The organism is Mycetocola sp. CAN_C7 (genome assembly GCF_015752285.1).
Classification (GTDB): Bacteria; Actinomycetota; Actinomycetes; order Actinomycetales; family Microbacteriaceae; genus Mycetocola_A.
Genome location: NZ_JADOUY010000002.1, coordinates 370,538 through 384,884 on the forward strand (window position 1 = coordinate 370,538; position 14,347 = coordinate 384,884).

At 64.8% G+C, this 14,347-nt stretch carries 12 protein-coding genes; 6 read left to right on the plus strand and 6 right to left on the minus strand.

Going from position 1 to position 14,347, the window contains the following annotated elements; genetic code table 11:
* Positions 1–16 precede the first annotated feature (16 nt).
* The 3 genes from IWX78_RS05445 to zapE all read right to left on the minus strand — a co-directional run bounded on the left by IWX78_RS05445 (position 17) and on the right by zapE (position 3,090).
* The gene (locus IWX78_RS05445) at positions 17–535 is read right to left on the minus strand and encodes a type II toxin-antitoxin system PemK/MazF family toxin (protein WP_334684577.1); all 519 of its coding nucleotides are present in this window, start codon (positions 533–535) and stop codon (positions 17–19) included.
* A gap of 130 nt (positions 536–665) precedes the next feature.
* A complete protein-coding gene (locus tag IWX78_RS05450) occupies positions 666–1,898 on the minus strand; it encodes an ammonium transporter (protein ID WP_196832457.1) in 1,233 nt (410 codons plus the stop codon).
* A gap of 166 nt (positions 1,899–2,064) precedes the next feature.
* Positions 2,065–3,090, minus strand: a complete 1,026-nt coding sequence (zapE, locus tag IWX78_RS05455) for a cell division protein ZapE (RefSeq protein WP_196832459.1) — start codon at positions 3,088–3,090, stop codon at positions 2,065–2,067.
* 144 nt (positions 3,091–3,234) lie between these two features.
* Here zapE and IWX78_RS05460 point away from each other — a divergent pair, with 144 nt between their 5' ends.
* Together IWX78_RS05460 and IWX78_RS05465 are read left to right on the plus strand one after the other, a co-directional pair.
* Entirely contained in the window at positions 3,235–4,131 is an 897-nt protein-coding gene (locus IWX78_RS05460; protein ID WP_196832461.1) for a sulfurtransferase, read from the plus strand.
* A gap of 61 nt (positions 4,132–4,192) precedes the next feature.
* Positions 4,193–4,627 (plus strand): SufE family protein, encoded by a 435-nt coding sequence (locus IWX78_RS05465; protein ID WP_196832464.1) that lies wholly within the window; start codon positions 4,193–4,195, stop codon positions 4,625–4,627.
* A gap of 18 nt (positions 4,628–4,645) precedes the next feature.
* Here the strand turns inward: IWX78_RS05465 and IWX78_RS05470 are convergent, their stop codons facing one another.
* On the minus strand, positions 4,646–5,833 hold the full coding sequence (locus IWX78_RS05470) for an alpha/beta hydrolase family protein (protein ID WP_334684578.1): 1,188 nt from the start codon (positions 5,831–5,833) through the stop codon (positions 4,646–4,648).
* Positions 5,834–5,859: 26 nt separating this feature from the next.
* On the opposite strand from IWX78_RS05470, the gene IWX78_RS05475 reads away from it, so the two are divergent.
* From IWX78_RS05475 to IWX78_RS05490, 4 genes are all read left to right on the plus strand, one after another.
* Positions 5,860–6,456, plus strand: coding sequence for a DUF3000 domain-containing protein (locus IWX78_RS05475; RefSeq protein ID WP_196832466.1), 597 nt, complete (start codon positions 5,860–5,862; stop codon positions 6,454–6,456).
* The gene (locus tag IWX78_RS05480; RefSeq protein ID WP_334684579.1) at positions 6,449–7,648 is read left to right on the plus strand and encodes an HRDC domain-containing protein; all 1,200 of its coding nucleotides are present in this window, start codon (positions 6,449–6,451) and stop codon (positions 7,646–7,648) included. The genes IWX78_RS05475 and IWX78_RS05480 overlap by 8 nt, the downstream gene beginning before the upstream one ends.
* A 74-nt stretch (positions 7,649–7,722) precedes the next feature.
* Positions 7,723–8,919 carry a thiolase family protein gene (locus IWX78_RS05485; protein WP_196832470.1) on the plus strand — a complete coding sequence of 399 codons (1,197 nt, stop codon included), beginning with the start codon at positions 7,723–7,725 and terminating at the stop codon, positions 8,917–8,919.
* A 5-nt stretch (positions 8,920–8,924) separates the two neighbouring features.
* Positions 8,925–11,063 (plus strand): 3-hydroxyacyl-CoA dehydrogenase NAD-binding domain-containing protein, encoded by a 2,139-nt coding sequence (locus IWX78_RS05490; RefSeq protein ID WP_196832472.1) that lies wholly within the window; start codon positions 8,925–8,927, stop codon positions 11,061–11,063.
* A gap of 64 nt (positions 11,064–11,127) precedes the next feature.
* On the opposite strand, the gene IWX78_RS05495 is transcribed toward IWX78_RS05490, so the two are convergent.
* Together IWX78_RS05495 and dxs are read right to left on the minus strand one after the other, a co-directional pair.
* Entirely contained in the window at positions 11,128–12,300 is a 1,173-nt protein-coding gene (locus IWX78_RS05495) for a N(5)-(carboxyethyl)ornithine synthase (RefSeq protein WP_196832474.1), read from the minus strand.
* Between the two features lie 55 nt (positions 12,301–12,355).
* Positions 12,356–14,287, minus strand: a complete 1,932-nt coding sequence (gene dxs, locus IWX78_RS05500) for a 1-deoxy-D-xylulose-5-phosphate synthase (RefSeq protein ID WP_196832476.1) — start codon at positions 14,285–14,287, stop codon at positions 12,356–12,358.
* Positions 14,288–14,347: the final 60 nt, after the last annotated feature.

Consider the following 14,347-nt stretch of genomic DNA (forward strand, 5'->3'; position numbering starts at 1 on the left):
CCTCAGGATCGCGAACTCAGCGCCAGCCGTAGCGGGATGCCAGTGCCCCGGTGACGCGCTCGAAGTTCTCCCGGTCCAGCGCCGCGGCCTCCCGGCGCATCCCGTCCGGGTGCACCCGGAACACACGATCGAGGCCGACCCAGCTAGGCCGGCCTTCGGTGTCCCAGCGGCCCCGGCCGATCGCGATGAAATCGTGGTCTCCGCCGTGCGGTTTGCTCGTCAGTTGAAGAGCAAGGGTGGTGCCGGTCGACTCCGTTGCGACGAGCAGAACCGGACGGTCTTTGCCCCGGCCGTCCTGCTCTTCGTACGGCACCCACGTCCAGACGATTTCGCCCGGGTCCGGGTTTCCATCTGTCGACGGAACATAACCCATCTCGACGGTGCCGATCTGTGACGGCGAGACCTCAACCGTTGCACTCGTTCCATTTCGGCCCTGCTCACCTCCGATCGGAGTGGAGGTCGGCCCCGTTCGAGCAGAGGTCGTGCGCATGACTGACGCGGCAACCGAACTGATGACCGAGCGAAGAGATATCACTGCATCACCCTAGCGGCGGTGCGGTTCTGGCGGCGCCTGAGGCAGGTCCCTGCCAGCACAGACGAGACGGGATGCCACCCCGAGGTGACATCCCGTCTCATGCGCTGGGAGCGCTGCTGTGTGTGTCCGGTTAGACGACCTCGAGGGCGTAACCCTCTTCGCCGTGAACCGTGGTGTCGACGCCGGCGATCTCGTCTTCGTTCTTGACCCGGAAACCAAGGGTCTTCTGGATCGCGAAGCCGACGACGCCTGCCACGACGAAGGAGTAGATGAGAACGGCGAATGCAGCGATGAACTGAACGGCGAGCTGCTCGAATCCGCCGCCGAGGAAGAGACCCGTCTCTGTCGCGAAGAAGCCGAGGTACAGCGTTCCGACCATTCCACCGACGAGGTGGATGCCGACGACGTCGAGCGAGTCGTCGAAGCCGAGCTTGAACTTCAGCTCGATGGCGAGGGCACAGATCGCACCGGTGAGAACACCGAGCAGCAGGGCCCAGCCCGGGGTGAGGTTGGCACACGCCGGGGTGATGGCGACGAGGCCGGCGACGGCACCGGACGCGGCTCCGACCGATGTTGCCTTGCCGTCCTTGAGCTTCTCGATGATCAACCAGCCGATGATCGCCGCGGCGGTCGCGCCGAGCGTGTTGATGACGATGAGGCCCGTGTTGGCGAGTCCGTTGAGCCATTCGGCTCCGGCGTTGAAGCCGAACCAGCCGAACCAGAGGATCGAAGCACCGAGGAGGGTCAGAGGAACGTTGTGCGGCTTCTGGATGCCCTTCTGGAATCCGACACGCTTACCCAGGACCAGGGCGAGTGCGAGGGCTGCTGCACCGGCGTTGATGTGGACAGCGGTTCCACCGGCGTAGTCGATCACGCCGATGCCTGCGTCTTCGCCGAAGAGAGCGGTGCCGAGGTTCATGATCCAGCCGCCACCCCAGACCCATGCCGCGATCGGGAAGTAGCCGATCGTCGCGAAGATGCCGGCGAAGAGCATCCAGGATCCGAATTTGGCGCGGTCGGCGATGGCACCCGAGATCAGGGCCACGGTGATGATGGCGAAGGTTGCGCCGTAGGTCGCGCCGAGGAGGTTCGTGTTCGCGTCGGCACCCTGCGAGAGGGCGGTGAGGCCGAAGTCCGAGAAAGGGTTCCCGGCGAAGTCCAGCGGGTTCGCGACCGCGCTCATGTTGAAGCCGTAGAGAATCCACAGCACGCTGATGAGGCCGAGTGCGCCGAAGCTCATCATCATCATGCTGATAACGCTCTTGGCCTTCACAAGGCCGCCGTAGAAGAATGCGACGCCAGGCGTCATCAACAGCACCAGTGCGGTGGCTGTGATGGCCCAGGCAATGCTGCCGGTGTCCATATCGTGTCCTTAGTTCTCTCGAGTGCATCGGGCTGACCGACGAAAGGACGCGATGCGCCAGTCGGTGTGAAGCCAGCATGCTTTGTGGACGTTTCGAGAGCGGTGCACCCGATGTTTCGGGTCTGTTACGTGAGGGGTGCCTGTGTAAAAACCACGTTACGGGCGGCTACGAAACCTCGGTCAGCGCGATCATCCGCGACATCGAGCGCAGGTACTTCTTGCGGTACCCGCCCGACAGCATGTCACCGGCGAATACTTGGTCGAGAGGGAGGCCGGTCGCCGCAATCGGGATCTGAGCGTCGTAGACACGGTCGATGAATGCGACGAGGCGAAGCGCTTCGGTCTGGGAGTGAAGTTCGTGGACATCCCGAAGGCCGATGCGGTCGACGCCATCGATGAGCTTGATGTACTTCGACGGATGGACGGTCGCCAGGTGGGCGATCAGTTCGTCGAACGAATCGTCTGACACCCGCTCTCCTCCGTCCAAAGCGGAGGTGTACTCCTCAGCGGAGAGCGTGTTCGAGTTGCCCTCGGTGGATCGACGGCGGTAGTCATTGCCGTCGATGCGGAGGGTTGTGAAGTGCGCAGACATGGCGTGGATTTCGCGGAGGAAGTCCGCAGCAGCGAACCGTCCTTCGCCGAGCGCGTTCGGCGGCGTGTTCGAGGTCGCGGCGACGCGAGTCCCCGTCGAGACGAGTTCGGTGAGGAGGCGGGTCATCATCATCGTGTCGCCCGGGTCGTCGAGTTCGAATTCGTCGATGCAGATGAGCGTCGACCCGGTGAGCGCCTCCACGGCCTTGGCGTAACCCAGAGCGCCGACCAGCGCTGTGTACTCGATGAAGGTGCCGAAGTACTTGCGGGGCCCGGGTGCCGCGTGCCAGAGCGCTGCGAGCAGGTGCGTCTTGCCCACACCGAATCCGCCGTCGAGGTAGACGCCGGGCTTCACTTCCGGTTCCTTCTTGCGCCGGCTGAAGAATCCACCGGAGCGAGCAGGCGCCCATCCCGTCGAGAAAGCCTGGAGCAGTGCGACCGCTTCCTGTTGCGAGGCGAAGTCGGGGTCGGGGCGGTAGCTCTCGAAGCTGGCGCTGGCGAACTGACGTGGCGGCGTCAGGCTCGAAGCGATCTCGTCCCCGGTAATCGTCGGAGTGCGGTCGGCGATCCGGATGCGTGCCGTTTCGGCGGTGTGACTCATGGGATAATACCTCGTGTGTCGAAGTCTTACGGCGTGGCCGCCGCGAGCGGTGATGCTGCGTATCTTCGCAGGGAGAACGAGTCCCAAGCCTAAGCCAGTCAGCGCCCCGCCAGCACGAGCTGGGGCCGATTCCGGAGGTAGATCATGCCCATCGAAACAGACCCGTCGCCGGCTTTCGCCGAGTATGCCCACCCGGAGCGACTCGTCACGACCGAGTGGCTGGAACAACGCCTCGGTGCACCGGGGCTCGTCGTGGTCGAATCAGATGAGGATGTGCTCCTCTATGAAATCGGCCACATTCCGGGTGCGGTGAAGATCGACTGGCACACCGACCTCAACGATCCTGTGCTCCGCGACTACATCGATGGAGCAGCATTTGCTGCACTCCTCTCCGGTCGGGGAATCTCCCGCGACGACACCGTCGTCATCTACGGAGACAAGAACAACTGGTGGGCGGCCTACGCCCTGTGGGTCTTCACGCTCTTCGGCCACAGCGACGTGCGGCTTCTCGATGGCGGTCGTGACAAATGGATCGCCGAAGGTCGCCCGATCACGACGGATGCCACCACACGGCCCGCCGTTGATTACCCCGTCGTCGAGAGGGACGACGCTACTATCCGTGCCTATAAGGAGGATGTCCTCGCTCACCTGGGCAAGCCGCTCATCGACGTCAGGTCGCCGGAGGAGTACAGCGGGGAACGGACCACAGCGCCTGCGTACCCCGAAGAGAGCGCGCTGCGAGCCGGACACATTCCGACCGCGCAGAGCGTGCCCTGGTCGCGAGCTGTGGCCGAGAACGGCACCTTCCGCCCCCTGTCCGAGCTCGACGCCATCTACCGTGACGGTGCCGGCCTGAACGACGGGGACGAGGTTGTTGCGTACTGTCGCATCGGTGAACGCTCCAGCCACACCTGGTTCGTGCTCCGGCATCTTCTCGGCTTCGAGAACGTCCGCAACTATGACGGCTCGTGGACCGAGTGGGGCAGCGCCGTGCGAGTGCCTATCGCCATCGGCTCCGAACCGGGCGAACTCCCCCGCTGATGGCTCCGGCCGGTCAGAGGACCGGCCGGACTCCGTCGTGCCGTGGGAGAATAAGGAGATCATGACGCAGACACTCCCCGACCAGATGGCTGAGATCCGCGACGAGTTCCTCGCGGTCGATGAGAAGTCGCGACTGCAGCTGCTCCTCGAGTTCTCGATGGAACTGCCCGATCTTCCCGCCCGCTACGCCGACCACCCCGATTTGCTCGAACGCGTGGTCGAGTGCCAGTCTCCGGTGTTCATCTTTGTCGAGGTCGACGAACAGGGTGTCCACCTGCACGCCACTGCCCCGAGGGAGTCACCGACAACGCGCGGGTTCGCGAGCATCCTGGCGCAGGCGGTCGACGGTCTCAGTGCAGACGAGGTTCTCGCGATCCCATCCGATTTTCCGCAAATGCTCGGCCTCGGGCGGGCGGTGTCCCCGCTGCGTCTCAACGGGATGAATGGGATGCTCCAGCGGATGAAACGCCAGCTCGCTGCTCGCGCCGCAGTCTGAGCTGCACGAGCGGACGGGTCAGGCCAGCGCTCGAGCCCAGTCCTGGATCGCCGATGTCCAGCGATCCTCGTCGTAGTTCCACAGCTTGGTGTGGCGCGCGACGGTGAAGGGAACAAACGTGACGAGATCGGGCCTGGCGACCGCGAGCTCGTGTGAACCGGACGATGGCACGAACCCGTCGTCGTCGCTGTGCAGGATGAGTACGGGAGTGGCGAGGTCGTCGGCCCGGCTGACGACGTCGAGACCGGTGAAGTTCACTGCCGTGTCGAGTCCGGTCAGCGCCCGACCCCACGGATTGCTGATGGCCGCGATTGCGGCCATTCGAAGGGGGACAGGGATGCGTGTGGCATCCGCCTGGAATTCGAGAACCCGGCCCCAGTCGAGCACCGGAGATTCAAGGACGATGCCGCGGATCAGGTCGGCCTGCGCGCTCCGCAACGCGGTCTGAACGACGATGGTGCCGCCCATCGACCAGCCCATGAGCACGATGTCCGTCGCCCCACGACTGACGGCCTCGTCGATCGCGGCGTCGACGTCATTCCACTCGGTGTCCCCGAGCCCGTAGAGGCCATCGGCGCTCGGCGGGGCTTCGCCGTCGTTGCGGTAGGAGACGAGGAGTGTCGTGTAACCGGCGTCCCGCCACACCGGAACGGCCCTCAGGCATTCGCTCCTCGTCGTCCCTCGACCGTGCGCGATGATCACCCAGCGACCCGAATCGGTCTCGGCAGGGAACAGCCAGGCCGGCGCTGGCCCGACGGGCGTCTGCACGTCTACGGCGCTGTACTCGAGACCGAGCTCCTCCGGTCGTGAGAAGTACCAGCCGCTGAAGGTCGCGGGGCCGCGGGACGGGATACCGCTGACCGGTGTTTCGAGACGTCGCGTGACCGTCGTTCCGATCGGGCCGATCACCGGACCGAGTCGGAGATAGTGTTCCGGCTCCCCGAAGAAGAGACCGTATCGTCCCGGCAGTGTCGTGTCCGGATTCGTGCCGAGGGTGATGGTTCCATTCTCGGTGTCGACGGAATGCACGTCGCTCTCACGGATCCGGGTCCTGGCCGGAGTCACCACGCGACGCGCGATCGTTCCGACGGCGATGACGAAGCTGCCGGCGAGCGTGATCAGGATTCCGGTGGCAGCGAGCCCCGTGAGCCAGAGGCCCGCTGATGTGCGGGGGGCTGGCTGGTCGGCGTGGCTGTGACGTTTCATGAGCAAGTAACTCTAGTCTCTCAACCGTGGCTGATACACCGACGAGTGCCGACGTTCCGGCAGAGTTCCAGAGAGCGCTGGATTCGGTCCGCCGCGCGCAGTCGCGGCCCGAGCTGGCCATCAGCGAAATCGCGGCTCCAGCCAACCTCGCGCCGTTCGCCGTTGCGCTGTCAGCAGACGTGAGCCCGTCGCGGCACGGGGCAGACTCCGACCTCGGAACCGGGCGCTTCATCCTTCTCCATGACCCTGCCGAACCCGAAGCGTGGGGTGGCGCCTTCCGCATCGTCTGTTTCGCCCAGGCCCCGCTCGAAACAGAGATCGGGCTCGATCCGTTCCTCGCCGAAGTCGCCTGGTCGTGGCTGGTCGACGCCCTCGACGCGCGATCGGCTCAGTACGGCGCGGCTTCAGGAACAGCGACGAAGATCATCTCGAGCGGGTTCGGTGAGCTCGCCTCCCAGGGGGACGGCGCACAAATCGAGCTGAGGGCGTCATGGACTCCCCTGGAGAGCGACATCTCGTCGCATGTGGAAGGCTGGGGGGAACTGCTCTGCATGCTTGCAGGGCTTCCGCCAACAACCGAAGGTGTCACTCTGTTGTCTAGCCGCAGGACGGCACGTGACTGAACGCCACGTCATCGAGTCGAGGGACGAATACCTCGACGCTGTACGCATCATCGCCCAGGGCACCGGGCCGATCGCGGTCGACGCCGAACGGGCATCCGGATACCGGTACTCACAGCGCGCCTATCTGATCCAGCTGTACCGGCGTGACGCCGGACTGTTCCTCTTCGATCCCCCAGCGGTCGGCCGGTTCGACGAGCTCAACGACGCCATCGGCAATGAGGAGTGGGTCCTGCACGCCGCCAGCCAGGACCTCGCCTGCCTGCGCGAGGTAGGTCTCAACCCTTCGACGATCTTCGACACCGAGCTTGCAGCCCGACTTCTCGGGCTCCCCCGGGTCGGGCTTGGCACCGTTGTCGAAGAGCTTCTCGGCATCCATCTCGCCAAGGAGCACTCGGCCGCCGACTGGTCGACACGGCCTCTCCCCGCGGCGTGGCTCGAGTACGCCGCGCTCGACGTCGAGCTCCTCATCGACGTTCGAGACAAACTCGCCGACATGCTCGACGCCGGCGGCAAGCGCGCGATCGCCTCCCAGGAGTTCGACGCCACGCTCGCCCGGCAGCCGAAGGTTCAACGCCAGGACCCCTGGCGCCGGCTGTCCGGCCTCAACACGGTACGCGGTGCGAGAAACCTCGCGATCGCCCGCGAACTGTGGACAGAACGGGATGCCGTCGCTCGCGAGAGCGACACTGCGCCCGGCCGTCTGGTCCCCGACGCGTCACTTGTCGCCGCGGTGAAGGCGGAGCCACGTACCGGCTCGGCGCTAGCTGCTCTCCGCGAGTTCAAGGGACGGGCGTCCAGAACGGAGCTGCCCCGCTGGTGGGCCGCGATCGAACGTGGTCTCCGTACGGAGGATCTCCCGCCGCTGCGCGGCTCCTCCGGGGACACGCTGCCTCCTCCCCGTGCCTGGGCCGACAGGAATCCCGAGGCCGATGCGCGTCTCAAAGCCGCGCGGGAAGCCGTAGCTGCGATCTCCGACGACCTTGCGATTCCCATAGAGAACCTGCTGACCCCTGACACACTTCGGCGGGTGGCCTGGAATCCCCCGGAGCCCCCGACCGCCGATGCCGTCGCAAACGCCCTCGCAGGGCTCTCGGCCCGGCCCTGGCAAATTGACGCAACTGCACAGGCAATCGCCGCTGCTTTTGTGGAATCCAGCCAAACGGTCGCCGATGCGCCGAAAACCGAGTCGTAGGAAGAATCAAAGGATTCCGGCCTGTTTTCCGCCCTCAATAGGATCGATGACGAATCCGAAAATTGGGAGGCAACGTGGCCGAAATAGCCGACGTCTTTTTTGTTGATGGTGTGCGGACCCCGTTTGGTCGCGCCGGAGAAAAGGGCATGTACTGGAACACCCGCGCAGACGATCTCGCCGTCAAGGCGATGATCGGGCTTCTCGAGCGCAACCCGGATGTTCCGAAGGACCGCATCGACGAGGTCGCCATCGCGGCCACCACCCAGCAGGGCGACCAGGGCCTCACCCTCGGACGGACCACGGCGCTTCTGGCCGGACTCCCCCGGTCTGTCCCCGGCTACGCCATCGACCGCATGTGTGCGGGTGCGATGACCGCCGTCACCCAGGTCGGGAGCGCGATCGGGTTCGGGGCATACGACTTTGCCATCGCCGGAGGCGTTGAGCACATGGGCAGGCACCCTCTTGGTGCCGACGCCGATCCGAACCCTCGGTTCCTCAGTGAGAAGCTCGTCTCCGCCGACGCGCTCGACATGGGAAAGACGGCGGAGCGGATCCACGACCGGTTCCCCCACCTCACCAAGGAACGGGCCGACCGGTTCGGAATGCGCAGCCAGCACAAGCTGCAGGCCGCGTACGACGCCGGCAAGATCCAGCCGGACCTCATCCCCGTCGCCATCCGCAGCGACTCGGGCTGGGGCCTTGCCACTCGCGACGAGGGAACCCGCCCTGAGACGACGATGGAGGGTCTCGCCACCCTCAAAACACCGTTCCGCCCCCACGGCCGCGTCACTGCTGGCACCTCCTCACCCCTCACCGACGGCGCGACGGTGAGCCTGATGGCCGGTGGTTCCGCAGTGAAGGAGTTCAAGCTCAAGCCGAAGATGCGCATGGTGAGCTTCGCTTTCGCCGGTGTCGAACCGGAGATCATGGGTATCGGCCCCGTCCCATCGACGGAAAAGGCGCTGCGTAAAGCCGGACTCACCATCGACGACATCGGACTGTTCGAACTGAACGAGGCCTTCGCCATCCAGGTGCTGTCCCTGCTCGACCATTTCGGGATCGACGACGACGATCCCCGGGTCAACCAGTGGGGCGGCGCAATCGCTGTCGGACACCCGCTCGCTGCATCCGGTGTGCGGCTGATGACGCAGCTGGCGGCGCAGTTCGCCGAACGCCCTGACGTCCGTTACGGTCTCACCGCCATGTGTGTCGGCCTCGGCCAGGGTGGAAGCGTCATCTGGGAGAACCCGAACTGGAAGGGAAAGAAGTAACCGCGATGACCGACTATTCGACAATCGATTTCAGCCCACTGCTCGCCCATGCGGAGGATGAGGTCGTCACCCACTCGTTCGTGCGCGACGTCACCCTTCCGGACGGAGCGGTGATCGCACTTCTCACCCTCGACAACGGCCGCGACCACACCCGCCCGAACACGCTCGGTCCTGTCACTCTGCTCGAACTGGGCGCTGTGCTCGACGCGCAGCGCGACCGGGCATCCGCCGGAGAGATCGCGGCCGTCGCGATCACCGGCAAGCCGTTCATCCTCGCGGCCGGTGCCGACCTCAGCAAGGTCAGTGAGGTCGATTCCCGCGACTCAGCGCTGCTCCTCGGTCAGCTGGGTCACCACGTCTACGGCAAGCTCGAGACCCTCGGCGTTCCATCGTTCGTCTTCATCAACGGTCTCGCGCTCGGTGGTGGCCTGGAGATCGCGCTCAACGCGACATACAGGACCGTCGACGCATCCGCGCCTGCCATTGCGCTGCCTGAGGTCTTCCTCGGGCTCATCCCGGGCTGGGGCGGCGCTTACCTGCTGCCCAACCTGATCGGCATCGAAAATGCCCTCAAGGTCGTCATCGAGAACCCGCTGAAAATGAACCGGATGCTGAAGGCGTCCGACGCGTTCGACCTCGGGATCGCCGACGCGATCTTCCCCGCTGCATCCTTCCTCGAGGATTCGCTCCTCTGGGCCGGCCGGGTGCTCGCACACAAGACCACAGTCGATCGTAAGAATACGCCGGGCAAAGTCGAACGACTCGTCAAGTGGGATGCCGCTGTCGGTATCGCCCGCAAGATGCTCGAATCGAAGATCGGCAGTGTTCCCGTCGCCCCGTACCTGGCACTCGACCTGCTCAAGGCGGCAAAGAGCGGGACGAAGGCCGAAGCGTTCGCGCGCGAGGACGAGGCTCTCGCGACCCTCGCCTGTGGCGACCAGTTCCAGGCCAGCGTGTACGCGTTCAACCTGGTGCAGAAGCGAGCGAAGCGCCCGGCAGGCGCTCCAGACAAGGCACTCGCGCACAAGGTCACCAAGGTGGGAGTGATCGGTGCAGGGCTCATGGCCAGCCAGTTCGCATTGCTGTTCGTGCGCAGACTGCAGGTTCCTGTCGTCATCACCGACCTGGACCAGTCGCGCGTCGACAAGGGTCTGGATTACATCCGCGGAGAGATTGCGACGCTCCTCGAGAAGAAGCGCATCTCACCTGATGAGGCCAACCGTCTGAACGCCCTCATTTCGGGAACGACAGACAAGGGTGATTTCTCGGACTGCGACTGGGTCATCGAAGCAGTCTTCGAAGAGCTCGGAGTGAAGCAGGACGTGTTCGCTGATGTCGAACAGTACCTCTCAGACACGGCCATCCTCGCGACGAACACCTCGTCACTGTCTGTGGAGCAGATCGGTGCGAAGCTCGCTCACCCCGAGCGCCTTGTCGGGTTCCACTTCTTCAATCCCGTAGCCGTGATGCCGTTGATCGAGGTTGTGAAGACACCGCACACCACAGTCGAGACCCTCGCCACAGCCATGGCGACTGCGGCGAAGCTGCGTAAGAACGCGGTCATCACCAGGGACACCCCTGGCTTCGTGGTGAACCGGGTCCTGGCGAAAGTGCTCGGCGAGGCCATGTTCGCGGTCGACTCGGGCACACCGTTCGCGGTCGTCGACGAGGCACTGGCGCCGCTGGGGCTCCCGATGCCCCCGTCGCAGTTGCTCGACCTTGTCGGGCTCAAGGTCGGCGCTCACGTGCTCGACACGCATCACACGGCGTTCCCTGATCGCTTCTACCGGAGCGAGAACCTCCACAAGCTCGCCGAATACGGCTCGCTGCTCGACAAGGACTCCAAGGGTCGGGTGAAGGGCTTCGATAAGGGCGCACTCAAGATTGTCGCGGGCGGCGAGGACCCGCTCACGGCGGATGCCATCCTGCGAAGGCTCGAGGACGGTCTCGCTGATGAGATCCACCGGATGCTCGACGACGCGGTCGTCGAGGCTGCTGAGGACATCGACCTCTGCATGATCCTCGGAGCCGGCTGGCCATTCCATATGGGCGGTGTGACACCGTACCTGGACCGCGTCGGCGCGAGCCGGCGCGCCTTCGGAGGGACATTCCACGACCCGGAGATCCGCGGAATCCGCGACTGATCCTGCGGTACACGGAAGGACCGGGTGCACCAGCTCCCGGTCCTTCCGTTGTATTTCCGCTGTCCTACCGTGGCGCGTGCGGGTACTCGGCTGACCGGTTCTGGAAGGCGAGGATCGCCGGATTCTGGATCACACCATCGCGGATCTCGACCGCGCGCCTGATGGTTTCGTTCCGATCGGCATCCGTCGGCCCATCCATCACCGTCCGAAGGAAGGGCAGCAGAGCCTCGCTGACCTCCCAGGTGGCAGAATTCCACAGGTGTGACGGGGTGTGATCGACCGCGTAGTAGCGGATGTGGTCGCCCACTTCGAAGATCGGACCGTCGAACGACGTCATCGTCGCCCATTCGAAGCCCATGCCCTCATCGCAGGACACATCGACGATCAGGCTGCCCGGTTCGAACAGGGCGAGATCGGATGTCGCAAGGTAGACGACCGGGTTGTTCGGATCCTGCAGGGTGCAATTGACGACGATGTCGTGCTCCGCGAGGAACGGCGCAAGCGGTTTGCGCTCATCGCCGTCGATGACGGCAGAGAGGAACGTCCCGTCGTCGTCCTGATCGAACTGGACGATGTCTGCCGAGTGGATCGGCGACCCGACCGCGGCGATGGCGCGGCTCGTGAGCACCTGGACGTCGTGGATCCCCAGCGCATTGAGTGCGGTGACGGCGCCCCGCGCTGTCGCCCCGAATCCGATGACGACGGCATTCATCCGCTTGCCGTAGTGCCCGGTCGAGCCGGTCAGTTCGAGGGCGTGCAGAACAGATGCATATCCGGCGAGCTCGTTGTTCTTATGGAACACATGGAGCGCGAATCCGCCGTCCTTGGTCCAGTGGTTCATTGCCTCGAAAGCGACCAGGGTCAGCCGCTTGTCGATCGCTGCCTGGGTGAGTTCGCTGTCCTGCACGCAGTGCGGCCATCCCCACAGGACCTGACCTTCGTGGAGCTCCGCCAGGTCGGCGGCCTGCGGCTTCGGCAACAGAACGATGTCGGCGGCGGCGAGGAGCTCGGCCCGGTCGGCGATGCGACCGACCAGCGGAGCGAGCTGGGCATCGGAGAACCCGAACCTGACACCGTAACCGGTCTCAAGGACTATCCGGGCGCGCAGGTCGGAGTCGATCCTCGCGAGGTGGCGCGGGTGGATGGGAAGTCGGCGTTCGTTGGGCTTTCTCGATGTAGCGAGGACACCGAGCAGCCCGGTCGCGGGCTCAGCTGGCGTTCTGGTCGTGTCGGTCATCTCGTGCTCCTTTGACGGGAAAGACGGCGACGGGTACGCAGCCGGGTAGTGACGTTCAGCCCTGCTGGACTGCTCTGGCGGAGACCTCGGCAGGCTTGGCGACCGGGATCCGCTCCCCCGACACCTGGGCGATGATGTCGCGCGCGATCGCGCCGGCGGTGAGGCCGGCATCCTCGAGAATCTGCTCACGAGTGGCGTGTGCGAGGAACTCGTCGGGAAGACCGAGCTCGTCGACTCCGGTGTCGACGCCTGCCTTGCGCAGTTCCTGACGGATCCGGGTACCGATACCGCCCACACGGATGCCGTCTTCGATCGTGATGACGAGTCGGTGGGCGTCGGCGAGGGACACGATGCTGCCGGCGACGGGTACGACCCAGCGTGGATCGACGACAGTGGCTCCGATCCCGGCGTCATCGAGCAAAGCAGCGACGTCGAGTCCGAGCTGGGCCATGGGACCGACAGTGACGATGAGCACGTCGTTGTGGCCGTGCTCGGCGAGCACATCGACGCCGTCGTCGGTGCGGCGAAGAGCCGGAAGTGAGGCGCTCACGCTGCCCTTGGGGAAGCGGATGACACTGGGAGCGTCATCGATGCCGACGGCCTCGGAAAGCTCTTCCGCGAGCCGTTCGGCATCGCGCGGCGCTGCCAGGTGGATGCCGGGAACGACCTGCAGAATCGAGAGATCCCAGATGCCGTGATGTGATGGTCCGTCCGGGCCGGTGACACCTGCGCGGTCGAGAACGAAGGTGACTCCCGCCTTGTGCAGGGCGATGTCCATGAGGATCTGGTCGAATGCCCGGTTGATGAAGGTCGCGTAGATCGCGACAATGGGGTGAAGACCACCGAAGGCGAGACCGGCAGCTGACGTTGCAGCGTGCTGTTCGGCGATGCCGACGTCGTGGACGCGATCCGGGAATCGCTCGGCAAGCTTGTGCAGGCCCGTCGGACGCAGCATCGCCGCTGTGATGCCGACGATGCGGTCGTTCTTCTCGGCCAGCGAGACGAGGGTGCTGCTGAAGATCCCGGTCCAGGTCGGCGCACTGCTTGACGAGATCGGTTCACCGGTTTCAGGATCGATCTTGCCGACCGCGTGGAACTGGTCTGCCACGTCGGAGACGGCCGGCGCGTAGCCCTTGCCCTTCTGGGTGATCGCGTGGACGATCACCGGTGCGCCATAGTTCTTGGCCTGGCTGAGTGCCTCTTCCATCGCCTGCTCGTCGTGCCCGTCGATCGGGCCGATGTATTTGATGTCGAGATTGGAATACAAAGCTTCGTTGTTGCTGAAGCGAGCGAGGAACCCGTGCATGCCGCCCCGGACGCCGCGGTAGACCGCGCGTCCGGGAGGGCCGAGCCTGTCGAAGGCCTTCTGGCTGGAGAGATACAGGTCGCGGTAGGTCCTTCGGGTGCGAACCGTGTTGAGGAACCGGGCCATTCCGCCGATCGTCGGCGCGTACGAACGCCCGTTGTCGTTCACGACGATGATGAGTTTGCGGGTGTTGTCATCACTGATGTTGTTGAGGGCTTCCCACGTCATTCCGCCGGTGAGGGCGCCGTCTCCGACGACGGCGACGACGTGTCTGTCGTTCTGGCCGGTCATCTCGAACGCACGAGAGATGCCGTCTGCCCAGCTCAGCGAGCTTGATGCGTGGGAGCTCTCGACGATGTCGTGGGGCGATTCACTGCGCTGGGGGTAGCCGGCGAGCCCGCCTCGCTCGCGCAGCGCTGTGAAGTCCTGCCTGCCGGTCAGCAGCTTGTGCACGTACGACTGGTGTCCGGTATCGAAAACGATCGCATCCGTTGGTGACGAGAACACCCGATGGATGGCAAGGGTCAGTTCGATCACGCCGAGGTTGGGTCCGAGGTGGCCCCCTGTCCGCGACACTTCGCTGACCAGAAACGTCCTGATTTCGGCAGCGAGCTGGGTCAGCTGTTCTCTTGAGAGGGCGTCGAGGTCGCGAGGACCCCTGATCGTCTCAAGTAGACCCATCGCGTAACTCCTCTGTTTGTTCACAGCGGCCGGCGTGACGCCGACCTGTCCACTCTACGC

Bases quoted from the DNA above. Each gene is read 5' to 3' on its own strand.
- IWX78_RS05460 (WP_196832461.1), top strand. From the start codon at position 3,235: ATGCCCATCGAAACAGACCCGTCGCCGGCTTTCGCCGAGTATGCCCAC.
- zapE (WP_196832459.1), bottom strand. From the start codon at position 3,090: ATGAGTCACACCGCCGAAACGGCACGCATCCGGATCGCCGACCGCACT.
- IWX78_RS05450 (WP_196832457.1), bottom strand. From the start codon at position 1,898: ATGGACACCGGCAGCATTGCCTGGGCCATCACAGCCACCGCACTGGTG.
- IWX78_RS05490 (WP_196832472.1), top strand. From the start codon at position 8,925: ATGACCGACTATTCGACAATCGATTTCAGCCCACTGCTCGCCCATGCG.
- IWX78_RS05470 (WP_334684578.1), bottom strand. From the start codon at position 5,833: ATGAAACGTCACAGCCACGCCGACCAGCCAGCCCCCCGCACATCAGCG.
- dxs (WP_196832476.1), bottom strand. From the start codon at position 14,287: ATGGGTCTACTTGAGACGATCAGGGGTCCTCGCGACCTCGACGCCCTC.
- IWX78_RS05465 (WP_196832464.1), top strand. From the start codon at position 4,193: ATGACGCAGACACTCCCCGACCAGATGGCTGAGATCCGCGACGAGTTC.
- IWX78_RS05495 (WP_196832474.1), bottom strand. From the start codon at position 12,300: ATGACCGACACGACCAGAACGCCAGCTGAGCCCGCGACCGGGCTGCTC.